The organism is Azospirillum sp. B21, assembly GCF_008364825.1.
Lineage (GTDB): Bacteria > Pseudomonadota > Alphaproteobacteria > Azospirillales > Azospirillaceae > Azospirillum.
Genome location: NZ_VTTO01000011.1, coordinates 66063 through 82985, shown reverse-complemented (window position 1 = coordinate 82985; position 16923 = coordinate 66063). Strand labels below are relative to the sequence as shown.

Below are 16923 nucleotides of genomic sequence, written 5' to 3'. Positions count from 1 at the left end.
CCGGCCGAAGGTCAGTCAGTGCCCTTGGATCAATGACCGTGGGCGACCTTGGCGCCTTCCTTCAGCTTGTAGATGCGCGAGCAGTAGGGGCATTCCACCTGCCCTTCGCGATCCAGCGTCAGATAGACCAGCGGATGGCCCAGCGCGCCGCCGCCGCCGTCGCACCCGACGGTCGAGGTTTCAACAAGGATCGTCTCGGTCGGCTGCATGGCAGTCATCCTCTGTTTTGACAGGCGCGCCGGTTCACGCCATCGTGGACGCGCCCGCTGTCCGGGCCCCCGTTGAGAGGTTCCGCGCGCGCGGGCCGGATGATACCCATCGCGCGCCGCGGATCAACGGGGGAAACCACCGGATCGCCGGGCTTTTTCGCCAACCGCAAACATCATGGTTCAGGATCAATGGCCGCGCCCACCGATACCCCCACGCCCGTCTCGCTCCCGGCCAACGCGGTGGAGCTGCGCGGCCTGACCAAGATCTACCAGCCGACCGGCAAGGCCGGGCCGAAGCATGCGCTGAAGGGAATCGACCTCGCCATTCCGCGCGGGTCTCTGTTCGGGCTTCTCGGCCCCAACGGCGCCGGCAAGTCGACGATGATCAATATCCTTGCCGGGCTCGTGAACAAGACCGGCGGCACCGCCAGCATCTGGGGCCACGAGGTGTCGGAGCAGCCGCGACGCGCCCGCGCCTCCATCGGCGTGGTGCCGCAGGAACTGAACATGGACCCCTTCTTCACCCCGCGCGAGATGCTGGAGCTTCAGGCCGGCCTCTACGGCGTGCCGAAGAAAGAGCGCCGGACGGAGGAGTTGCTGGACGCCGTCGGGCTGGCCGACAAGGCTGACGCCCATGCCCGCTCGCTGTCGGGCGGCATGAAGCGCCGGCTGATGGTGGCGAAGGCGATGGTGCACACCCCGCCGGTGCTGATCCTGGACGAGCCGACCGCCGGCGTCGACGTGGAGCTGCGCCGCCAACTCTGGGACTATGTGCGCACGCTCAACAAGTCCGGCACCACCGTGCTGCTGACCACCCACTACCTTCAGGAGGCGGAGGAGCTGTGCGACACCATCGCCATCATCAACCATGGGCAGGTGGTGGCCTGCGAACCGACGCGGACCCTGCTGCGCCGGGTGGACAACAAGGCGCTGTGCCTGACGCTGGACCGTGACCTGTCGGCCGCGCCGCCTTCGCTGGAAGGCTACACGGTGGAGTTGCCGGAGCCGCGGCGCATGGTTGTCCGCTACCAGCCCAGCCGGCAGCGCGCGGGCGCCATCCTGTCGGCTCTTGCCGCATCGGGCATCGGGATCATCGATGTCACGACCGAGGAATCGGATCTGGAGGATATATTCCTCCAACTGACGGGTGGTGCGCACGGCAACACAGGGGTAGTCCATGCGGCGTAGCGGATTGGCGGCTGTTCTCGGGCTGGGACTTCTGCTTGGCGGCTGTGCCGCGAATTTCCAGCCGATGGGAACGGCCGTCGTCCAGCCGCAGCTGAACGACAAGGTTCTGATCGCCGCCGACGGCTTCGAGCTGCCGATGCGCTCCTGGCTTCCGGCCCACGGCCATGTGCGAGCCGCCGTGGTGGCCCTGCACGGCTACAACGACTATTCCAACGCCTTCGACGGCGCCGGCCGCGAGTTCGCCGCGGCCGGCATCGCCACCTACGCCTACGACCAGCGCGGTTTCGGCGCCACCCGCGACCGCGGCGTCTGGGCCGGCACGCCGACCCTGGTCAGTGACGCCGCCACCGCGGTGGAGATGGTGCGCAAGCGTCATCCCGGCGTGCCGGTCTATCTGATGGGCGAAAGCATGGGCGGTGCGGTGGTGCTCACATCCATGACCGGCCCCAACCCGCCCAAGGTCGACGGCACAATCCTTGTAGCCCCCGCGGTCTGGGGCCGGCAGGCGATGGGCTTCTTCCCGCGCGCCGCCCTGTGGGTCACCTACAATCTGGTGCCCGGCATGGTGGTGCACCCGCCGCGCGACATGAACATCAAGCCGTCCGACAACATCGAGATGCTGCGGGCGCTGGGCCGCGATCCGCTGGTCATCAAGGGTTCGCGTGTCGATGCGCTGGAGGGGCTGACCGACCTGATGGGTGCGGCGCTCGACGCTTGCCAGCAGTTGCAGACACCATCGCTGGTGCTCTACGGCGCGCATGAGGAGGTGCTGCCGCCGCGGCCGGTGGAGCGTGCGCTGAAGGACTTCGAGGCCGGCGGACGGCACGTCGTCGCGGTGTATCCCGACGGCTATCATATGCTGCTGCGCGACCTGAAGGGCGGGCTGGTGGTGAACGACATCGTCGCCTGGATCGGGAACCCGAAGATGCCGCTGGCGAGCGGCGCCGACCGCGCCCCGCGGGCTCTGCTCGCCGCCAAGTGAGGGGACGGGGACAAGAGTGCGACATGGTGACATGCTTGGATGGAACGGTCGGGCAATCATTTGCCGCCGTCATGCCCGAGTACCCCGCTCAGCGCATTGGAAACGCTAATATTATCTGATCCGCCTATCCCAAGGATGCCCCGGCGCCATCCGGCTTTGCAGCCAAAGGTATAGTACCCGTTAGCACCAAAGCCTCTCTGCCCCTTCCGGTGGTTGAAGGATAAGGTACCGCGCAGGCGGACACCGAATGTCCCCGTTGGGAGGAACCATGCACAGCGTCGAATCCCAGGTTACCCCGTCCGGTGCGGCCCGCGCGGCCGGCGCCAAGACGACTGCCCAGACGACCATGACCTCTACCCTGGATGTTCAGGACATCGCCGACCGTTATGGTTGGACAACCCCGATGGCGCGCTGGTGGATGGCCTTCGCCGCCTCTTCCGTGGGCCACAAGCCGGACACTATGATCGCCTTTCTCGACAAAACCGTCGGCGGCGTGACGATGATCCGCCGCCGCTGACCGGCGGGTGGACTGAATTGAAAAGCGGCCCTTCGGGGCCGTTTTTTTGTTGTGAAGTGGCGGGATCGGTTGCCCCCTCCCTAACCCTCCCCCGCTTACGCGGGAGAGGGGACTGCCGTTGTCTTCCACATCACTTCTGCAAGCGTCCTACCCCCTCTCCCGCAAAGCGGGGAGGGATGGGGAGGGGGCCTCCGTCGCCAGAGCTTTCACACCCCCGGCGGCACGATACGCCAGATTGCCGCGGGGTTGCGGTGGGGATCGAGCCACACATGCTGGAACTTGCCGATCCAGGTGAAGCGGTGGCCGCTGAACAGATCCTCCACCTGGACATGGGCACCGTCGGGCAGGCCGAGTTCCCACAGCGGCACTTCGATGGTACCGCCATGGCCGTTGTGAGGGTCGAGGTTCACTGCGATCAGGATCACATTGTCCTTGGCCGCCGTCATCTTGCCGTAGAGCAGGATGTTGTCGTCGAAGGCGTTGTAGAAGCGCAGGTTGGTGAACTGCTGCAGCGCCGGGTTCTCGCGGCGGATGCGGTTGATGGCGGTGACGTAGTCGCGGATGTTGCCGGGCTGGTTCCAATCCCAGTGCCGGACCTCGTACTTCTCAGAATGATTGTACTCCTCCTTGCCGGGATAGGCTTCCGCCTCGCACAGCAGGTAGGGACCGTACAGGCCGTAGACGCCGGCCAGCGTCGCCGCCAGCACCGCCCGCATCATGTGCGCCGGCCTCCCGCCCTGGGTCAGGATCTTGGGCAGGATGTCGGGGGTGTTGGCGAAGAAGTTGGGACGCATGTACTCCCTGGATTCACCCTGCGTCAGCTCCGTCAGATACTCGGTCAACTCGGGCTTGGTGTTGCGCCAGGTGAAGTAGCTGTAGGACTGGGTGAAGCCGACCTTGGCCAGACGCTTCATCAGCTTCGGACGGGTGAAGGCCTCGGCCAGGAACAAGGCGTCGGGGTAGCGGTCCTGCACCTCGCGGATCATCCATTCCCAGAAGGGGAAGGGCTTGGTGTGCGGATTGTCGACGCGGAAGATGCGCACGCCCTCCTTGCACCACATCAGCACCACGTCACGCAGCGCGTACCACAGGTCCGGGTAGGACTGGCGGTAGAAGCTGACGTTGACGATGTCCTGGTACTTCTTCGGCGGATTCTCGGCGTAGCGGATGGTGCCGTCGGGCCGCCAATAGAACCAGTGCGGATGTTCCTTCACCCAGGGATGGTCGGGGGAGCACTGGACGGCGAAATCCAGCGCGATCTCGATGCCGTGGCGCTTGGCTTCGCGCACCAGCCGCCGGAAGCCGTCGAAATCGCCGATCATCGGGTCGATAGCGTCGTGTCCGCCCTCCTCGGCGCCGATGGCATAGGGCACGCCGGGATCGTCCGGACCGGGGTTCAGCGTGTTGTTCTTGCCCTTGCGGAAGGCGCGGCCGATGGGGTGGATCGGTGGGAAATACAGCACGTCGAAGCCCATGTCTCGCACCATGGGCAGCAGGTTCACCACGTCGTCGAACGTACCGGGACGCGACGGATCCGGCGAGGCGGAACGCGGGAAGATCTCGAACCATGCCGAATAGGCGCCGGCGGTGCGGTCGACATAGACCTCCAGTTCGCGGACATAGCGCGACTTGTATTGCCGCTCGCCATACAGGGCCATGACACGGCGCGGCTCGTCCGACAGGGCGTAGTCGATGGCCTCGCGGCCGGCGAGCGACTGCATCCGCTCGATCACCGCCTCCAGCGCGGCGCGGCCGTCACCATGGTTCAGGTCCAGCGCCTGCTCGACGAAGCGGCGGCCCTCCACCAGCTCCAGGTCGACGACCATGCCGGCGTCGACCTTCTTCTTGAAGTCGGCGCGCCAGCTTTCCCAGACGTCGCGCCACGCCTCGATGCTGTAGGTGTAGCGGGCGTTGCGGGTCAGCGGCACGCGGCCGACCCAGCGGTCGTTCTCGTGGAAGCGCATCGGCGCCTCGCTCCACTCGTCGTCGCCGTCCGCCTTGTACATGACGGAAGCGGCGAGCACGAAGGTGCCGTCGGTGTAGATGTCGGCCCACACCTCCATCACGTCGCCGACCGCCCGCTTGATGGCGAAGCGGCCGCCGTCGAGTTCCGGATAGACGTTCTCGATGGTCATGCGGCCGGCGGCGATGGAATCCATCCACTCCCGTTCTTCCACGTCGTGGAGTTCGACCGGATGGCTTCGGGCGGCGCGGGCGCGGAAGACGCGCAGTTCCATCGGGCGCAGCATCATCGGCGCGCCGGGTTCCATCGGCAGCGGATCGGCCTCCGGGGTCACATCCTCGAACGCCTCGTAGGTGCCGCCGGTGGCGGCCAGGATCGGGCCGACGTCCAGCGTGTGCGGCCGGTTCTCGTCCGGGTTCAGCACCAGGATGGCGCAGCCGTCGGGCTGGTCGAGGGCGGCGCCGTCCACCTGCCGGATCAGGCCCAGAACCGGGCTATGGGGGGAGGTCACGCGACGCTGCGGTCCCTCGACGTTCAGGGCCGGGGTGGCGGCCTTCATGGCGTTGACCGCGCCGATGAAACCGGTCAGGTCCAGCTTCGGCTGTTCCCAGTCGGCGGGGCTGCTGCGCACCACGTCCAGCTTGCGGGTGAAGCCGTATTCATAGCCGACCGGCATCAACACGCCGGTGGAGAAGCTAGCCGCGAACAGGTAATGCATCTTCAGTTGCGCGGCGAGCCTTACCGCGTCCTGGCTGCCGACCTCCGCCGCGAGACGGTCGGTGTCGTGGCTTTCCGGAAAGGCGATGGACGGCGCGATCCAGCGGAACTCCTCATATTGGTCCAGTAGCCAATCGGCCTTGAAATCCCACCATTTTGCGCTGTTGAACAGAAAGTCGAAGCCGGCGCCGCACAGTTCGCGCACCTGCTCCACCGTGCAGCCCAGCGTTTCGGCGAAGAACTTCACCTCCGGGTTCACGGCGTGGGCGGCGTCGATCAGGCTCTTCCACACCTCGGCCGGGACCTGATAGGCGGCGTCGCAGCGGAAACCCTTCACGCCCAGCCCGATGTAATGGCGCAGATAGTCCGACCAGTAGCCGATCAGCCCAGCCCGGGACTCCGCCCGGTCGTAGTCCAGCGAGGCGAGGTCGCCCCAGACCGTGACATGGGCGGTGTTGTTGGGATCGACCGCGCCCGGACGGTGCAGGTCGCCATCCGCGTCGCGCTTGTACCAGTCGGGATGGCGGTCGACCAGCAGCGCATCGCGCGAGGTGTGGTTGATGACGAAATCCATCATCACCGACTGGCCGTGCGCCCCGGCCTCCGCCGTGAAGCGGCGCAGCAGCTCGTCGTCGCTTTCATGCGATCCGCCGCGCAGCGCATCGTGCAGCCGGTAGGGGTCCTTGACGGCATAGAGGCTGCCGGAGAATCCCGGCTGGTGGATCGGGTTCAGGAAGATCCAGTCGAATCCCATCCCCTGGATCCGCGGCAAGTGCCCGGCCCAATCGCGCACGGGACCAGCCAGGGTCGGAAACAGGTTGTAGATGCGCGGTCCGGCGATGCTCATGGAACCCCCTTGCTTGGCCTGCTTCTCCGTTGACAGCCCGCCGGTCCCGTTGTGGGATCAACCGTACGGGTTGTACTCCTCTCCCCAGCGGAGGCACCCGGACCGGCGCCACGGCCGGCACCTGCCCCCGCCGGTCAACCCGGCGGGGCGGTGAAGGTTCCGCCCGCCGCGCGCGACACTCCAACCGAACCTACCAGAACAGGATGCCCCGCATGGCCGAGAAGCCCGGCAAGGTCGCGAAGATCCGCCTTGGTAAACTGGACCAGAACACGACGCGGTACGACAGCGCGGAGGAATACGACCGCCGACTCGGCAAGCTGCAGAAGGAGCTGCTGCGCATCCAGCAGACCTACTGGCATGAAAAGCGCCGGGCCATCGTGGTGTTCGAAGGCTGGGATGCCGCCGGCAAGGGCGGGGCAATTCGCCGCATGACCGAGCCGCTCGACCCCCGCGGCTTCCATGTCTGGCCGATCTCCGCCCCCACGGCGGAGGAGCAGAGCAAGCATTACCTCTACCGCTTCTGGACCAAGCTGCCGGGTGCCGGCACCTTCGCCATCTTCGACCGTTCCTGGTACGGCCGCGTCCTGGTGGAGCGGGTGGAGAAATTCGCGACCAAGGACCAGTGGAAGCGCGCCTATGACGAGATCAACGAGTTCGAACGGCTGCTGACCGACGACGGCGTGCGCATCGTCAAGCTGTTCCTGCACATCACCCCGGAAGAACAGCTGGAGCGCTTCCGCGAGCGCATGAAGAACCCCTACAAGCGCTGGAAGCTGACGGAGGAGGACCTGCGCAACCGCGCCAAATGGGACGACTACGTCAAGGCAACGGAGGCGATGTTCGACCGAACCTCCACCCCCCACGCGCCCTGGCATGCGGTGGAGGCGAACTCCAAATGGTACGCCCGCATCAAGGTTCTCGAAACGGTCACCGCCGCCCTGAGGGAGGGAGTCAACATCGCCCCGCCCCCCGTCGACGGCAATGTCGCCAGGATGGCGGCGGAGATCCTGGGCATCCATCCCGACCTTGCGGGCGTGGGCGGACAGAACGGGTAACGGTCCGGGCGGCGGAGGACGCTGGCCTCAGATGTTGGAAAGAGCCAGCTCCACCGCGGCCTCAGCGTGGATGGCCGTGGTGTCGTAGAGCGGCACCGGGCTGTCTTCCGAACGGACCAGCAGCATGATCTCCGTGCAGCCGAGGATCACCGCCTCCGCCCCCCGCTCGACGAGCCGTGCGATCACGCCGCGGTAAGCCTCCCGCGATGCCTCATCGATACGGCCCTGGACCAGTTCGTCGTAGATCACCCGGTGCACGGTGGCGCGGTCCGCATCGCCGGGAACCAGAACCTCCAGCCCATGCTTCTGCACGAGGCGGCCCTTGTAGAAGTCCTGTTCCATGGTGAAGGCGGTGCCCAGCAGCCCGACGCGCCGCAGGCCGGCGGCGCGGATGCGCTCCGCGGTGGGGTCCGCGATGTGCAGCAACGGCAGGCCGATGGCCGCCTGCACCTGATCGGCCATGCGGTGCATGGTGTTGGTGCAGATGACGACGAAGTCGGCCCCTCCCCGCTCCAGGCGCCGGGCGGCATCGATCATCAGGGCCGTCGCGTCCTCCCAGCGGCCTGCATGCTGAAGCGCCTCGACCTCGGCGAAGTCGAAGGACCACATCAGGCAGCGAGCGGAGTGCAGCCCACCCAGCCGGTCGCGCACCCGCTCGTTGATGATCCGGTAATATTCGGCCGAGCTTTCCCAGCTCATGCCCCCGATGAGGCCGATGACTTTCTGCGACACGCTGTTCCGCTCCGCAACCGACGACGTCATCGGACCTTGCCTGCGACGAAGGGGACTTGCAACAGGCCGAAGGACAGCCTTGCGGTACGCAGCCGGCCGAGCTTCAGTAAGCGCCCAGCGAACGGGCGATGGCGGTGAACTCCTCCGCCATCCAGCCTTCGCGCTCGATCAGGTATCCCATCAGCTGCTTCAGCGCCGCTTCGCAAGCCTCCGCACGCTCGGCGTCGGACAGACCGGTGCCGGTAAGACGGGCGACGACGTCATCAACGACCTGTTGGGCCTTGCTGGAGTCGACGTGGCTCATGACGGGAAACAACCTGAGGGTGGTGTCGGCGATTTGCTGCGGGACCATGGGGGCCGCCTTCATGCTGGACGCGTTGCCTGCCCGGATAATGGGCTTACAACCACTGGGCGGGAAGGCGCGATTTAGCCCTTAAATGAAATAAATTTAGGCAACATTTGATACAAGTCGTTTCAATGTCGATCCGCAGGTGCCGAACGGCCGCCAGATACGCCGCGCGGCGGCGATCCGACACAGCTCGACAGAATATGTCACCACATATCAGTAGCAATGATTACTGCTTGTACCTAAAATTGCGCCAATTCAGCAGCGCCCGTGAACGCCATGGCCGGCCGCCCCAACCGCAGCGCCTCCCTTCAGACCGTCCCGCTTCACGCTGCCGAACCCGATCCGGCGGCCGTCAGCCTCGACAAGGTCAAGGCGATCCTGGCCCCGCTCGACCGCGCACAGAAGTCCAAGCTGTTCGAGCTGGTGCAGGCCGGGCATCTGGAAGACGACCAGATGACGGTGGAGATCGGGCGGCTGATCGTCGCCATGCTGAACGGCCCGCGCACCGAACATGCCCGCCGCATCTGGACCGGCTGGTTCGACCCGGTGATGCTGCGCACCGATGCGCTGATGCTGGCGGAAACACGGCCGCCCGGCTGCATGCATGTGGTCGATGCCAGCGCCTGGTGGTTCGCCCTGCTGCCGCACCTGCGCGAACTGGCCGGCCGGGTGCAGACCGACATCGCCGCGCGGGCCAGCGAGCATCCGCTCGATGCCGTCCTCGCCTCCCCCGCCGCGGCCGATTGGGCGGAGGAACTCCGCGTCCGCTCCCTTGCGATCCTGCGCCAGCGCGGCGGGGCCGGCACGCTGCTGGCGACCGCCAACGCCGAGCGGATCACCCTGCTGCGCAAGCGCGGCCTGACCAGCGTGGCGCCGCTGTCGATGGGCGATCTGGCGATGCTGGACGCGATGCTGGAGCACGCGCCGTCGTGGCGCGGAGCCGTGCGCCCGCGCGATACCATCGGCATCCTTCACACCGTGTCGGAGATGGCGCAGCAGGAAGGAACGCCGGATGGCGCCCTGTTCTACGCCCTGTCCCTGGTGAACGGGTCGCGCGATCCCGATCAGGCGCTGGCGCTCTACGGCCTGTTCCCGAACTCGCCGCTGGTAGAGGCGGCGGTGGGCCATGTCCAGTTCGCCTGGCAATGCCTGCGCCAGAAGCTGGAAGATGTCCATCTCGGCCGCCCTGCCCCGCCGCAGCTGACCGCAGGCGAGACGGTGGACCGCCTGCAGGAACGCGCCTTCCGGTGGTACGACGCGCTGCAAAGTTTCGGGGTGGAGCGCGGCGGCCGGAACTGGGCCGCGGTGTCCGCCGCCGTCGGCCGCGTCACCGGGCTGGTGGAGGGAGAGGTGGTGCCGGTGCTGAGCCATCGCCTGCTGACCCTCAACGCCAGCGCGTCGGCCCGACCGCTGATAGAACCGGTGCGCTTCATCAACGGCTTCAATCACCGGCTGCGCCGCCGCGGCATCGCCGCCTCGACCAACCCCTGGTTGACCGCCATCGGCGAACATCTGGCCGCCCTGTTCCGTCAGATCGGCAGCTACGGGCGCGACGACGCGCTGTCCACCATGGCCGAGCTGTGCGAACTGGCGGAGGAGACCGGCTATCCGATCGAGATCACCGCCATCGACAAGACGCTGCTGGCCATCGTCGAGCGGGCGCTGCGCGACGGCCGTGAACTCAATGCCGGGGAAAGCCGGCTGATCGAGCGGGTGGTGACGGTCGCGACGGAAGAGCGGCGCAAATGCCGCTGGTGGGTGTCGGGCGAACTGGTCAGCCTGCTGGACGCCGCCCAACAGCGCGGGATCGGTCCCGCCGCATCCTAAGGGCGGCGGCGTCAGGTAGGGTGCGGATCAGGACTGCAGCTTGATTCCCGCCCGAACGGTGGCAAGCGCCAGTTGGGTGCGGTTGCGCACGCCCAGCCGCTGCATCACCGTGCGCAAATGCACCTTGATCGTCCCCTCCAGCACGCCCAGGGCGCGGGCGATCTCCTTATTCGACTGGCCTTCCAGCAGCAGCCGCAGCACCTCGCGCTGGCGGTCGGTCAGGCCGTTGACCGCGTCGCTGTCGGTCCTCACCGGCGCGGATGCGGCCATGGCGATGCGCACCGGTCGGCCGTCGCGCGTGGCGGGCGGCGCCGGGGCGAAGATGCCGCCGTCCAGCACGATGGGAAGCGCTTGGTCGAGCGCCGCCCCTTCACAGCCCTTGTGGACGAAGCCGCGGGCGCCAGCACGGATGCAGGACGCGATGACGTTGCCGTCGGTCGCCCCCGATACCACGATCAGCGGCACGTCGCCTGCCGCCTCCAGCATATCGGCCAATCCGCTGTGCTCGTCGCTGTCGCCCATCTGCAGATCGTAGAGAATGGCGGTCAGGTCCCTTTCGGCTTTGACCTTGCGCATCGCCTCGGCCAGCGATCCCGCCTCCACGATCACGGCCCCTTCATAGCGCTGCTTCAGCGCCAGCGACAATCCGTAGCGGACGAGGGCATGGTCATCGACGATCAGGAACTTGAAGGGATCGTCGGGCGGGACCCGGCGGTCGGACGCCAGTTCCTGCTCCGCGGAGCCATGGACATGCTGTGCATGATGATCCACGTTTGTTCCCTTTCATTCATCCAAAGTGCCGATACCCGGCCGATACCCGTTGGAAAACCGGGGCGCATAGCAAGTTCAGTGCCAACAGCGGAACAGGATGAACCATCGCTTCCGTGAACCTAACGGTGCATGGGGATAGGAACTACTCAAACCGAAGGTGACAAGCCGAAGGAGGCAGTGCCGGGTCCGGGCACTCCCGCTTCAGCTGGCCCTTCCCGCGTGTGACCGGCCACGGCTGGTGCTGTGCTTCGGGACAAGTGGAACGGTCACCGAAAAGACGGACCCCCGCCCGGGCCAGGACCGCACACCAATCCGATGGTTCAACTGCTTCCCCAGCCGCGCCACGATCGCAAGGCCAAGCCCGACCCCGCGCGTCTGGTCCCGGTCGCGGTTGTCGAGCTGCCGGAACTCTTCAAAGATTGCCCGCAGGTTGTTTTCGGCGATGCCGGGACCGGTATCCCACACCTCGATGCGCAGGTGTCTGCCGCCTTCCGCATCGCAGCACTGGCGACACCCCAGCAGGATACCGCCGGTGGCGGTGTATTTCAGCGCGTTGGCGACGAGGTTCCGCAGAATGCGTTCCAGAAGCTGGGCATCGCTGGACACCGTGGCGGTACAGGGCTTCACCCGGAACCGCAGCCCGCGCATTTCGGCTTGAAGCATGAATTCGTTATGGATGACGTCCAGCATGATCGCCATCGGCACCGGCTCCACCATCGGATTCAGCGCACCGGCCTCCAGCCTTGCGCTGTCCAGCATGCCGTCCAGCAGGGTGCGGATCGAGACATGCGCAGCCAGAAGTCCGCCGAGAATGGGACGTTCGGACTCGCCCAGCCGGTTGCGCAGCACGTCCAGGAACAGCCCCATCGACATCACCGGCTGCCGCAGGTCGTGGCTGGCCGAGGCAAGCAGTTGCAGCTTGTCGGCGTCGGCGGCTTGAAGACGGCGCAGTTGTTCATTCGATTGGGCCAGTTGCGCATTCGCCTCCTCCATCTGCTCCAGCGCGACGCGCAACTCCTCGTCCATCACCCTCAGTTCTTCCTTGGAAGCATTCAGTTCGCTATCGGACCGGTAGAACTCCCGGCTGGAGCGCTCCAGCGCGCCTTCGCGCAGCGCGAGACGTTCCTGCACCTCCTCCAACTGGGCGCACGTCGCCCTGTATTGTTCGATCAGTGCCGCCAACTCGCTCTGCTGCCGCGCGATCAGGCCGTCCGCCTCGCTCTGGCGCCTTTCGAGATCCTCGATCAGGGCCTGGGCCTGCTCCAATTCGCCCGAAACGCGCTGGAGAACGGATTTGGAGTGAGCCTCCCTCAGGTCTTCCGCGACGCAGATAAAATGCTCGGTATTGCCCGTCGATCCGACCAGCGGGGTGATGACCAGACTGCACAGATATTCCGTGCCGTCCTTGCGGCGGTTGACGAGCGTGGCGCGGGTGGTTTCACTTTCATGCAGGTCGCGCCTGATCGTCGCCACCACCACCGGGTCGGTGCGGGGGCATTGCAAAAGGCGAGGCGACCGACCGATCACCTCATCCGCGCGATACCCTGTAAGACGGGTGAAGGCCCGGTTCACATATCGAATGGTAGGGCCGGGCGCCACGAGGTTGCAGTCGGTCACGATAACCGCATGGTCCAACCGATCCCAGATCGGCTGCACGATCAACGGTTTCGCCTTCACAGCACGGCTGGCCTTCAGTCCATGCATGTCCGACATTGCACCATGTTCCTTCCAACTGAAGGGCGATTTACGGTGCATCAAGCGGCCAATTGCCGGCAACACATATTGAAACGTCTAAACTATTCACACCTACCAAAGTTCCGGTAGTAGCACCAATGGTCAGGGCCGAATGGCTGTTTGGGAAATCGTGAACTGCCTGGACATGCAGCCCAGGCTGACCCGATCCTCCCGGCATCGCCTCCGCCCTGCCGTCGTCCGCCCCGATGCGCTGCCGCTCCGTCACGTCATGTGCGAGAACCACCAGGATCGGCGGCCAGGATCGGCGGCTGTTCCTCGCCGAAATGCCGCATGCAGCGTGCGACCGGGCGGGCCGACCCGCCACTGCGCTCTCGATCGTCGTTTCGAAGACGATTTCCGCCTTCTCGCCGGACAGCAGTGACGCCAACAGCCCGGTGAGGGCGAGCGCATCGATTTCCGGCATCTCCACCGGTTCGGCGGGCATCTGGGTTTCCAGGATGTCCTGGAGTGGCCGGCGCAGCAATCGCACCGGCAGGCCGATGTCGAGGTCCAGGAACAGCTCGCCCGTCACCTCCTCGTTCCTCAGCCCCCAAATGTTCTCGCTCCAGCGATTCCAGGATTGGACGATCAGGTTGTCGTCCGGCACGATGATCCCGACATCAATGCTGCGGAGGATCCATTGCGAACACCGTCGATATGCTCTGACATCTTCGCTCTGGCGCCGCATTTCCACGCCGACCTCCTCCAACACCTCGTTGGTGGAGCGTAGTTCTTCGTTTATCGTCTCCAGTTCTTCGTTGGTGGACTGCAGTTCCTCATTGGTCGTGGACCAACGAACACAAGAAGCGCTGATCCGGGAATAGGAACGCCGGAAAGCGGGCCATACGGCCCGCTTCCCGGCACCCGGCCGGTCAGCGCTTGGCTTCGGCGGGCGCCCCGGCTTCCTGGCGCGTCAGGAAGGTTTCGGTGACCTGCGGCAGCCGCTGCTCCAGCCAGGAGGCCATCTCCATCTCCTCGTCCAGGCTCTGCTGAAGCGTGCGGGCGATCTCCGGCTCGCCGGCCCGGTTGGCGGCGGCGATCAGGGCGCGGTAGTTGGCGATCTCGAAATGCTCGAAGGCATAGTTGAAGATTCCGGCCTTCACGATCTCGTCGTCGGCGAACACGCCCGACAGCGACTGGGCATTGCCGATCAGCATGCCGACCCCGGTCTTGATCGAAGAGGTGCTGCTGCCGAGCGACTGCAGGCACTGGCTCAGCCGTTCCGCCTGACGGTTGGAAACGTCGATGTGCTCCTGGGCCTTCGCCAACATTTCCGGATAGTTCTTGATGCGGTCGACCTGACGCTCGAGCATCTCGACCGCCTGGCTTTCCATGGCGTGGGCATCGCGCAGCCACGCGATCAGGTTGTCTTTGGCGCTGGGCATGAATGGTTCTCCGCTGACCTGGTGATTTTTTCCCAGAGGCTCTTCCCCGGGGGCCACCGCGACCATTGCGGCGGCCTGTCCCCTTTCCCAACAGGACCGGACCGGCTCCATTGCGCCGGTCCCCCGCTCAGCGGGGCGGATATGCCATCAGGGTAGCGTGGGATTCTGTGGTTCGGAGGCTCCATCAGCCCGGCGGCACTGCGGAACCTGTCGCCATTCGGCCGGTTGGACGTAGCCGGGGGGGCTGGTGGCGATACCGCTCCCAAAGATTATGCCCCGCCTGATCTTGAGTCCAATCCGCTGAAAGACCCGCGCCATGAGCATTGACGGACTGTCGGACGACGAGAACACCCCGCATTACGACAAGCCCGCCGGCGGCTGGGGTTCGGTCGGCTCCATGGCCCGGATCATGGGGGAGGAGCGGCCGACCCCCGCCGTGCTCGACACGCTGCGCCGTCAGAACAAGCCCGGCGGCTTCATGTGCGTGTCCTGCGCCTGGGGCAAGCCGGCCGAACCGCACACCTTCGAATTCTGCGAGAATGGTGCCAAGGCGACGGTCTGGGAGCTGACCAGCCGTCGCTGCACGCCCGACTTCTTCGCCCAACACACCGTCGGCGAACTGAAGGGATGGAAGGACCACGACCTGGAACAGCAGGGGCGGCTCACCCACCCCATGCGCTACGACCTCGCCACCGACCGCTATGTGCCCTGCAGTTGGGAGGAAGCCTTCGCCGCCATCGGTGCGGAATTGCGCGCCATCGATCCGGAGCAGGCGGTCTTCTACGCCTCCGGCCGCGCCAGCCTGGAGACCTCCTACCTCTACGCGCTGTTCGCGCGGCTGTACGGGCACAACAACCTGCCCGACAGCTCCAACATGTGCCACGAGACGACCTCGGTCGGCCTGAAGAAGGTCATCGGATCGCCGGTGGGCACCTGTGTGCTGGACGATTTCGACAGCTGCGACTCCATCTTCTTCTTCGGCCAGAACACCGGCTCCAACAGTCCCCGCCTTCTCCACCCGCTGCAGCAGGCGGTGAAGCGCGGCGCGAAGATCGTCACCTTCAACCCCGTGCGGGAGAAGGGCCTGGAGAGCTTCCGCAACCCGCAGAGCCCGCTGGAGATGCTGACCGGCAAGGACACGCGGATCTCGACGCTCTATCTCCAGGTCAAGGCCGGCGGCGACATCGCCGCGATCACAGGCCTGATCAAGCATGTGCTGGCAGCCGAGGATGCGCGCTGGTCCAGCCAGAAGCGGCATGTCATCGACCCCGACTTCATCGCGCAGCACACCGTCGGCTTCGACGAGATGAAGGCGCGGGTGGAGGCCGTCGGCTGGGACGAGATCGAACGGGAATCCGGCCTGACCCGCGAAGACCTGAAACAGGCCGCAGACATCTACATCGAGGCGGATCGCTCCATCGCCATGTACGGCATGGGCCTGACCCAGCATGTGCGCGGCTCTGAAACGTTGGCCGCCCTGGTGAACCTGTGGCTGCTGAAGGGCAACATCGGGCGCGACGGCACCGGCGTCTCGCCGGTCCGCGGCCATTCCAACGTCCAGGGCCAGCGCACCGTCGGCATCTCCGAAAAGCCGGAGCTGGTGCCGCTCGACCGGTTGGCCGAACAATTCGGCTTCGAGCCGCCGCGCAAGGAGGGGCTGAACACCGTCAAGGCCTGCGAGAAGATCCTGTCGGGCGAGGTGAAGGCCTTCATCGGGCTGGGCGGCAACTTCGTCCGCGCCATCCCGGAGCGCGACCGGATGGAGGCGGCATGGACCCGCATGCGCCTGACGGTGCAGATCGCGACCAAGCTGAACCGCAGCCACCTGATCAACGGCGAGGTCGCCTTCCTGCTGCCCTGCCTCGGCCGCTCGGAAGAGGATTTGCAGGAAAGCGGCGCACAGGCGGTGACGATGGAGGACAGCCTGAGCTGCATTCACGGCTCGCTCGGCAACAACACGCCGGCCAGCCCCGATCTGAAATCGGAGGTCGCCATCGTCGCCGGCATGGCCAAGGCGACCCTGCCGCCGAACCCGAAGGTCAAATGGGACGAATGGGTGGCCGACTATCGCCGCATCCGCGCCCTGATCGAAGAAACCTATCCCCAGGAGTTCCACCGCTTCAACGAACGGGTCTTCACGCCGGGCGGCTTCTACCGCGGCAATCCCGCGCGCGAACGGATCTGGAAAACCCCGTCGGGCAAGGCCCACTTCACCCCGCCGGGGCACCTGCGCGCCATCGGGTTCGAAGACGCGCCGGGCCGCTTCCGGCTGATCACCATGCGCTCCAACGACCAGTTCAACACCACGATCTACGGCTATTCCGACCGGCTGCGCGGGATCGAGGGCACGCGAGACGTGCTGCTGATGAACCCGGCCGACATCGCCGCGGCCGGTCTGTCGGAGGGGCAGGTGGTCGGGCTGGCCGGCGATGCCGGCGACGGCGTCGACCGCCGGGTCGACGGGCTGACGGTCACGCCCTTCCTGCTGCCGCGCGGCTGCGTCGGCTCCTACTATCCGGAAATGAACCCGCTGATCCCGCTCTGGTACCATGACGAGGCTTCGGAGACCCCCGCCGCCAAGGGCGTGCCGGTGCGCATCGTCACGGACCCGCGGGCACGCCCCTGACGGTCCACTTTGACGGACCGC

Annotated in this window: 14 protein-coding genes; 6 read left to right on the top strand and 8 right to left on the bottom strand. The window is 66.0% G+C overall.

The genetic code is table 11. The annotated features are described in order from the left end of the window. Positions 1–29: 29 nt before the first annotated feature. Entirely contained in the window at positions 30–218 is a 189-nt protein-coding gene (locus FZ983_RS22990) for a zinc-finger domain-containing protein (protein WP_149225818.1), read from the bottom strand. A gap of 180 nt (positions 219–398) precedes the next feature. On the opposite strand from FZ983_RS22990, the gene FZ983_RS22985 reads away from it, so the two are divergent. From FZ983_RS22985 to FZ983_RS22975, 3 genes are all read left to right on the top strand, one after another. After that, positions 399–1397, top strand: a complete 999-nt coding sequence (locus FZ983_RS22985) for an ABC transporter ATP-binding protein (RefSeq protein WP_149225817.1) — start codon at positions 399–401, stop codon at positions 1395–1397. Next, positions 1387–2379: an alpha/beta hydrolase gene (locus tag FZ983_RS22980; protein ID WP_149225816.1), complete on the top strand. Its 993-nt coding sequence runs from the start codon at positions 1387–1389 to the stop codon at positions 2377–2379. The genes FZ983_RS22985 and FZ983_RS22980 overlap by 11 nt, the downstream gene beginning before the upstream one ends. Positions 2380–2647: 268 nt before the next feature. Continuing rightward, the gene (locus FZ983_RS22975) at positions 2648–2896 is read left to right on the top strand and encodes a hypothetical protein (RefSeq protein ID WP_247883924.1); all 249 of its coding nucleotides are present in this window, start codon (positions 2648–2650) and stop codon (positions 2894–2896) included. Positions 2897–3102: 206 nt separating this feature from the next. Here the strand turns inward: FZ983_RS22975 and FZ983_RS22970 are convergent, their stop codons facing one another. After that, positions 3103–6423, bottom strand: a complete 3321-nt coding sequence (locus FZ983_RS22970; RefSeq protein WP_149225814.1) for a maltotransferase domain-containing protein — start codon at positions 6421–6423, stop codon at positions 3103–3105. A 212-nt stretch (positions 6424–6635) separates the two neighbouring features. Between FZ983_RS22970 and FZ983_RS22965 the strand changes: the two genes are divergently transcribed. Further along, a complete protein-coding gene (locus FZ983_RS22965) occupies positions 6636–7478 on the top strand; it encodes a polyphosphate kinase (protein ID WP_149225813.1) in 843 nt (280 codons plus the stop codon). Between the two features lie 27 nt (positions 7479–7505). Here the strand turns inward: FZ983_RS22965 and FZ983_RS22960 are convergent, their stop codons facing one another. Next, positions 7506–8240 carry an aspartate/glutamate racemase family protein gene (locus tag FZ983_RS22960; protein ID WP_149225812.1) on the bottom strand — a complete coding sequence of 245 codons (735 nt, stop codon included), beginning with the start codon at positions 8238–8240 and terminating at the stop codon, positions 7506–7508. A 73-nt stretch (positions 8241–8313) separates the two neighbouring features. After that, a complete protein-coding gene (locus tag FZ983_RS22955) occupies positions 8314–8514 on the bottom strand; it encodes a hypothetical protein (protein WP_149225811.1) in 201 nt (66 codons plus the stop codon). A 321-nt stretch (positions 8515–8835) separates the two neighbouring features. Between FZ983_RS22955 and FZ983_RS22950 the strand changes: the two genes are divergently transcribed. Then, entirely contained in the window at positions 8836–10386 is a 1551-nt protein-coding gene (locus FZ983_RS22950) for a hypothetical protein (RefSeq protein WP_149225987.1), read from the top strand. Positions 10387–10413: 27 nt separating this feature from the next. Here FZ983_RS22950 and FZ983_RS22945 read toward each other — a convergent pair whose 3' ends face one another. The 4 genes from FZ983_RS22945 to FZ983_RS22930 all read right to left on the bottom strand — a co-directional run bounded on the left by FZ983_RS22945 (position 10414) and on the right by FZ983_RS22930 (position 14276). Then, positions 10414–11157, bottom strand: coding sequence for a response regulator transcription factor (locus FZ983_RS22945; protein ID WP_149225810.1), 744 nt, complete (start codon positions 11155–11157; stop codon positions 10414–10416). A gap of 201 nt (positions 11158–11358) precedes the next feature. Then, on the bottom strand, positions 11359–12870 hold the full coding sequence (locus FZ983_RS22940) for an ATP-binding protein (RefSeq protein WP_247883923.1): 1512 nt from the start codon (positions 12868–12870) through the stop codon (positions 11359–11361). Between the two features lie 31 nt (positions 12871–12901). Then, a complete protein-coding gene (locus FZ983_RS22935; protein ID WP_149225809.1) occupies positions 12902–13585 on the bottom strand; it encodes a hypothetical protein in 684 nt (227 codons plus the stop codon). Between the two features lie 178 nt (positions 13586–13763). After that, positions 13764–14276: a ferritin-like domain-containing protein gene (locus FZ983_RS22930; RefSeq protein WP_149225808.1), complete on the bottom strand. Its 513-nt coding sequence runs from the start codon at positions 14274–14276 to the stop codon at positions 13764–13766. A 316-nt stretch (positions 14277–14592) separates the two neighbouring features. On the opposite strand from FZ983_RS22930, the gene FZ983_RS22925 reads away from it, so the two are divergent. Beyond that, positions 14593–16902, top strand: a complete 2310-nt coding sequence (locus tag FZ983_RS22925; RefSeq protein WP_149225807.1) for an FdhF/YdeP family oxidoreductase — start codon at positions 14593–14595, stop codon at positions 16900–16902. The last annotated feature ends 21 nt before the right edge of the window (positions 16903–16923 follow it).

What these genes read in the sequence shown, in the direction of transcription:
- FZ983_RS22990 (WP_149225818.1), bottom strand. Translation starts at nt 218, where the DNA reads ATGACTGCCATGCAGCCGACCGAGACGATCCTTGTTGAAACCTCGACC.
- FZ983_RS22985 (WP_149225817.1), top strand. Translation starts at nt 399, where the DNA reads ATGGCCGCGCCCACCGATACCCCCACGCCCGTCTCGCTCCCGGCCAAC.
- FZ983_RS22980 (WP_149225816.1), top strand. Translation starts at nt 1,387, where the DNA reads ATGCGGCGTAGCGGATTGGCGGCTGTTCTCGGGCTGGGACTTCTGCTT.
- FZ983_RS22975 (WP_247883924.1), top strand. Translation starts at nt 2,648, where the DNA reads ATGCACAGCGTCGAATCCCAGGTTACCCCGTCCGGTGCGGCCCGCGCG.
- FZ983_RS22970 (WP_149225814.1), bottom strand. Translation starts at nt 6,423, where the DNA reads ATGAGCATCGCCGGACCGCGCATCTACAACCTGTTTCCGACCCTGGCT.
- FZ983_RS22965 (WP_149225813.1), top strand. Translation starts at nt 6,636, where the DNA reads ATGGCCGAGAAGCCCGGCAAGGTCGCGAAGATCCGCCTTGGTAAACTG.
- FZ983_RS22960 (WP_149225812.1), bottom strand. Translation starts at nt 8,240, where the DNA reads ATGACGTCGTCGGTTGCGGAGCGGAACAGCGTGTCGCAGAAAGTCATC.
- FZ983_RS22955 (WP_149225811.1), bottom strand. Translation starts at nt 8,514, where the DNA reads ATGAGCCACGTCGACTCCAGCAAGGCCCAACAGGTCGTTGATGACGTC.
- FZ983_RS22950 (WP_149225987.1), top strand. Translation starts at nt 8,836, where the DNA reads ATGGCCGGCCGCCCCAACCGCAGCGCCTCCCTTCAGACCGTCCCGCTT.
- FZ983_RS22940 (WP_247883923.1), bottom strand. Translation starts at nt 12,870, where the DNA reads ATGTCGGACATGCATGGACTGAAGGCCAGCCGTGCTGTGAAGGCGAAA.
- FZ983_RS22930 (WP_149225808.1), bottom strand. Translation starts at nt 14,276, where the DNA reads ATGCCCAGCGCCAAAGACAACCTGATCGCGTGGCTGCGCGATGCCCAC.
- FZ983_RS22925 (WP_149225807.1), top strand. Translation starts at nt 14,593, where the DNA reads ATGAGCATTGACGGACTGTCGGACGACGAGAACACCCCGCATTACGAC.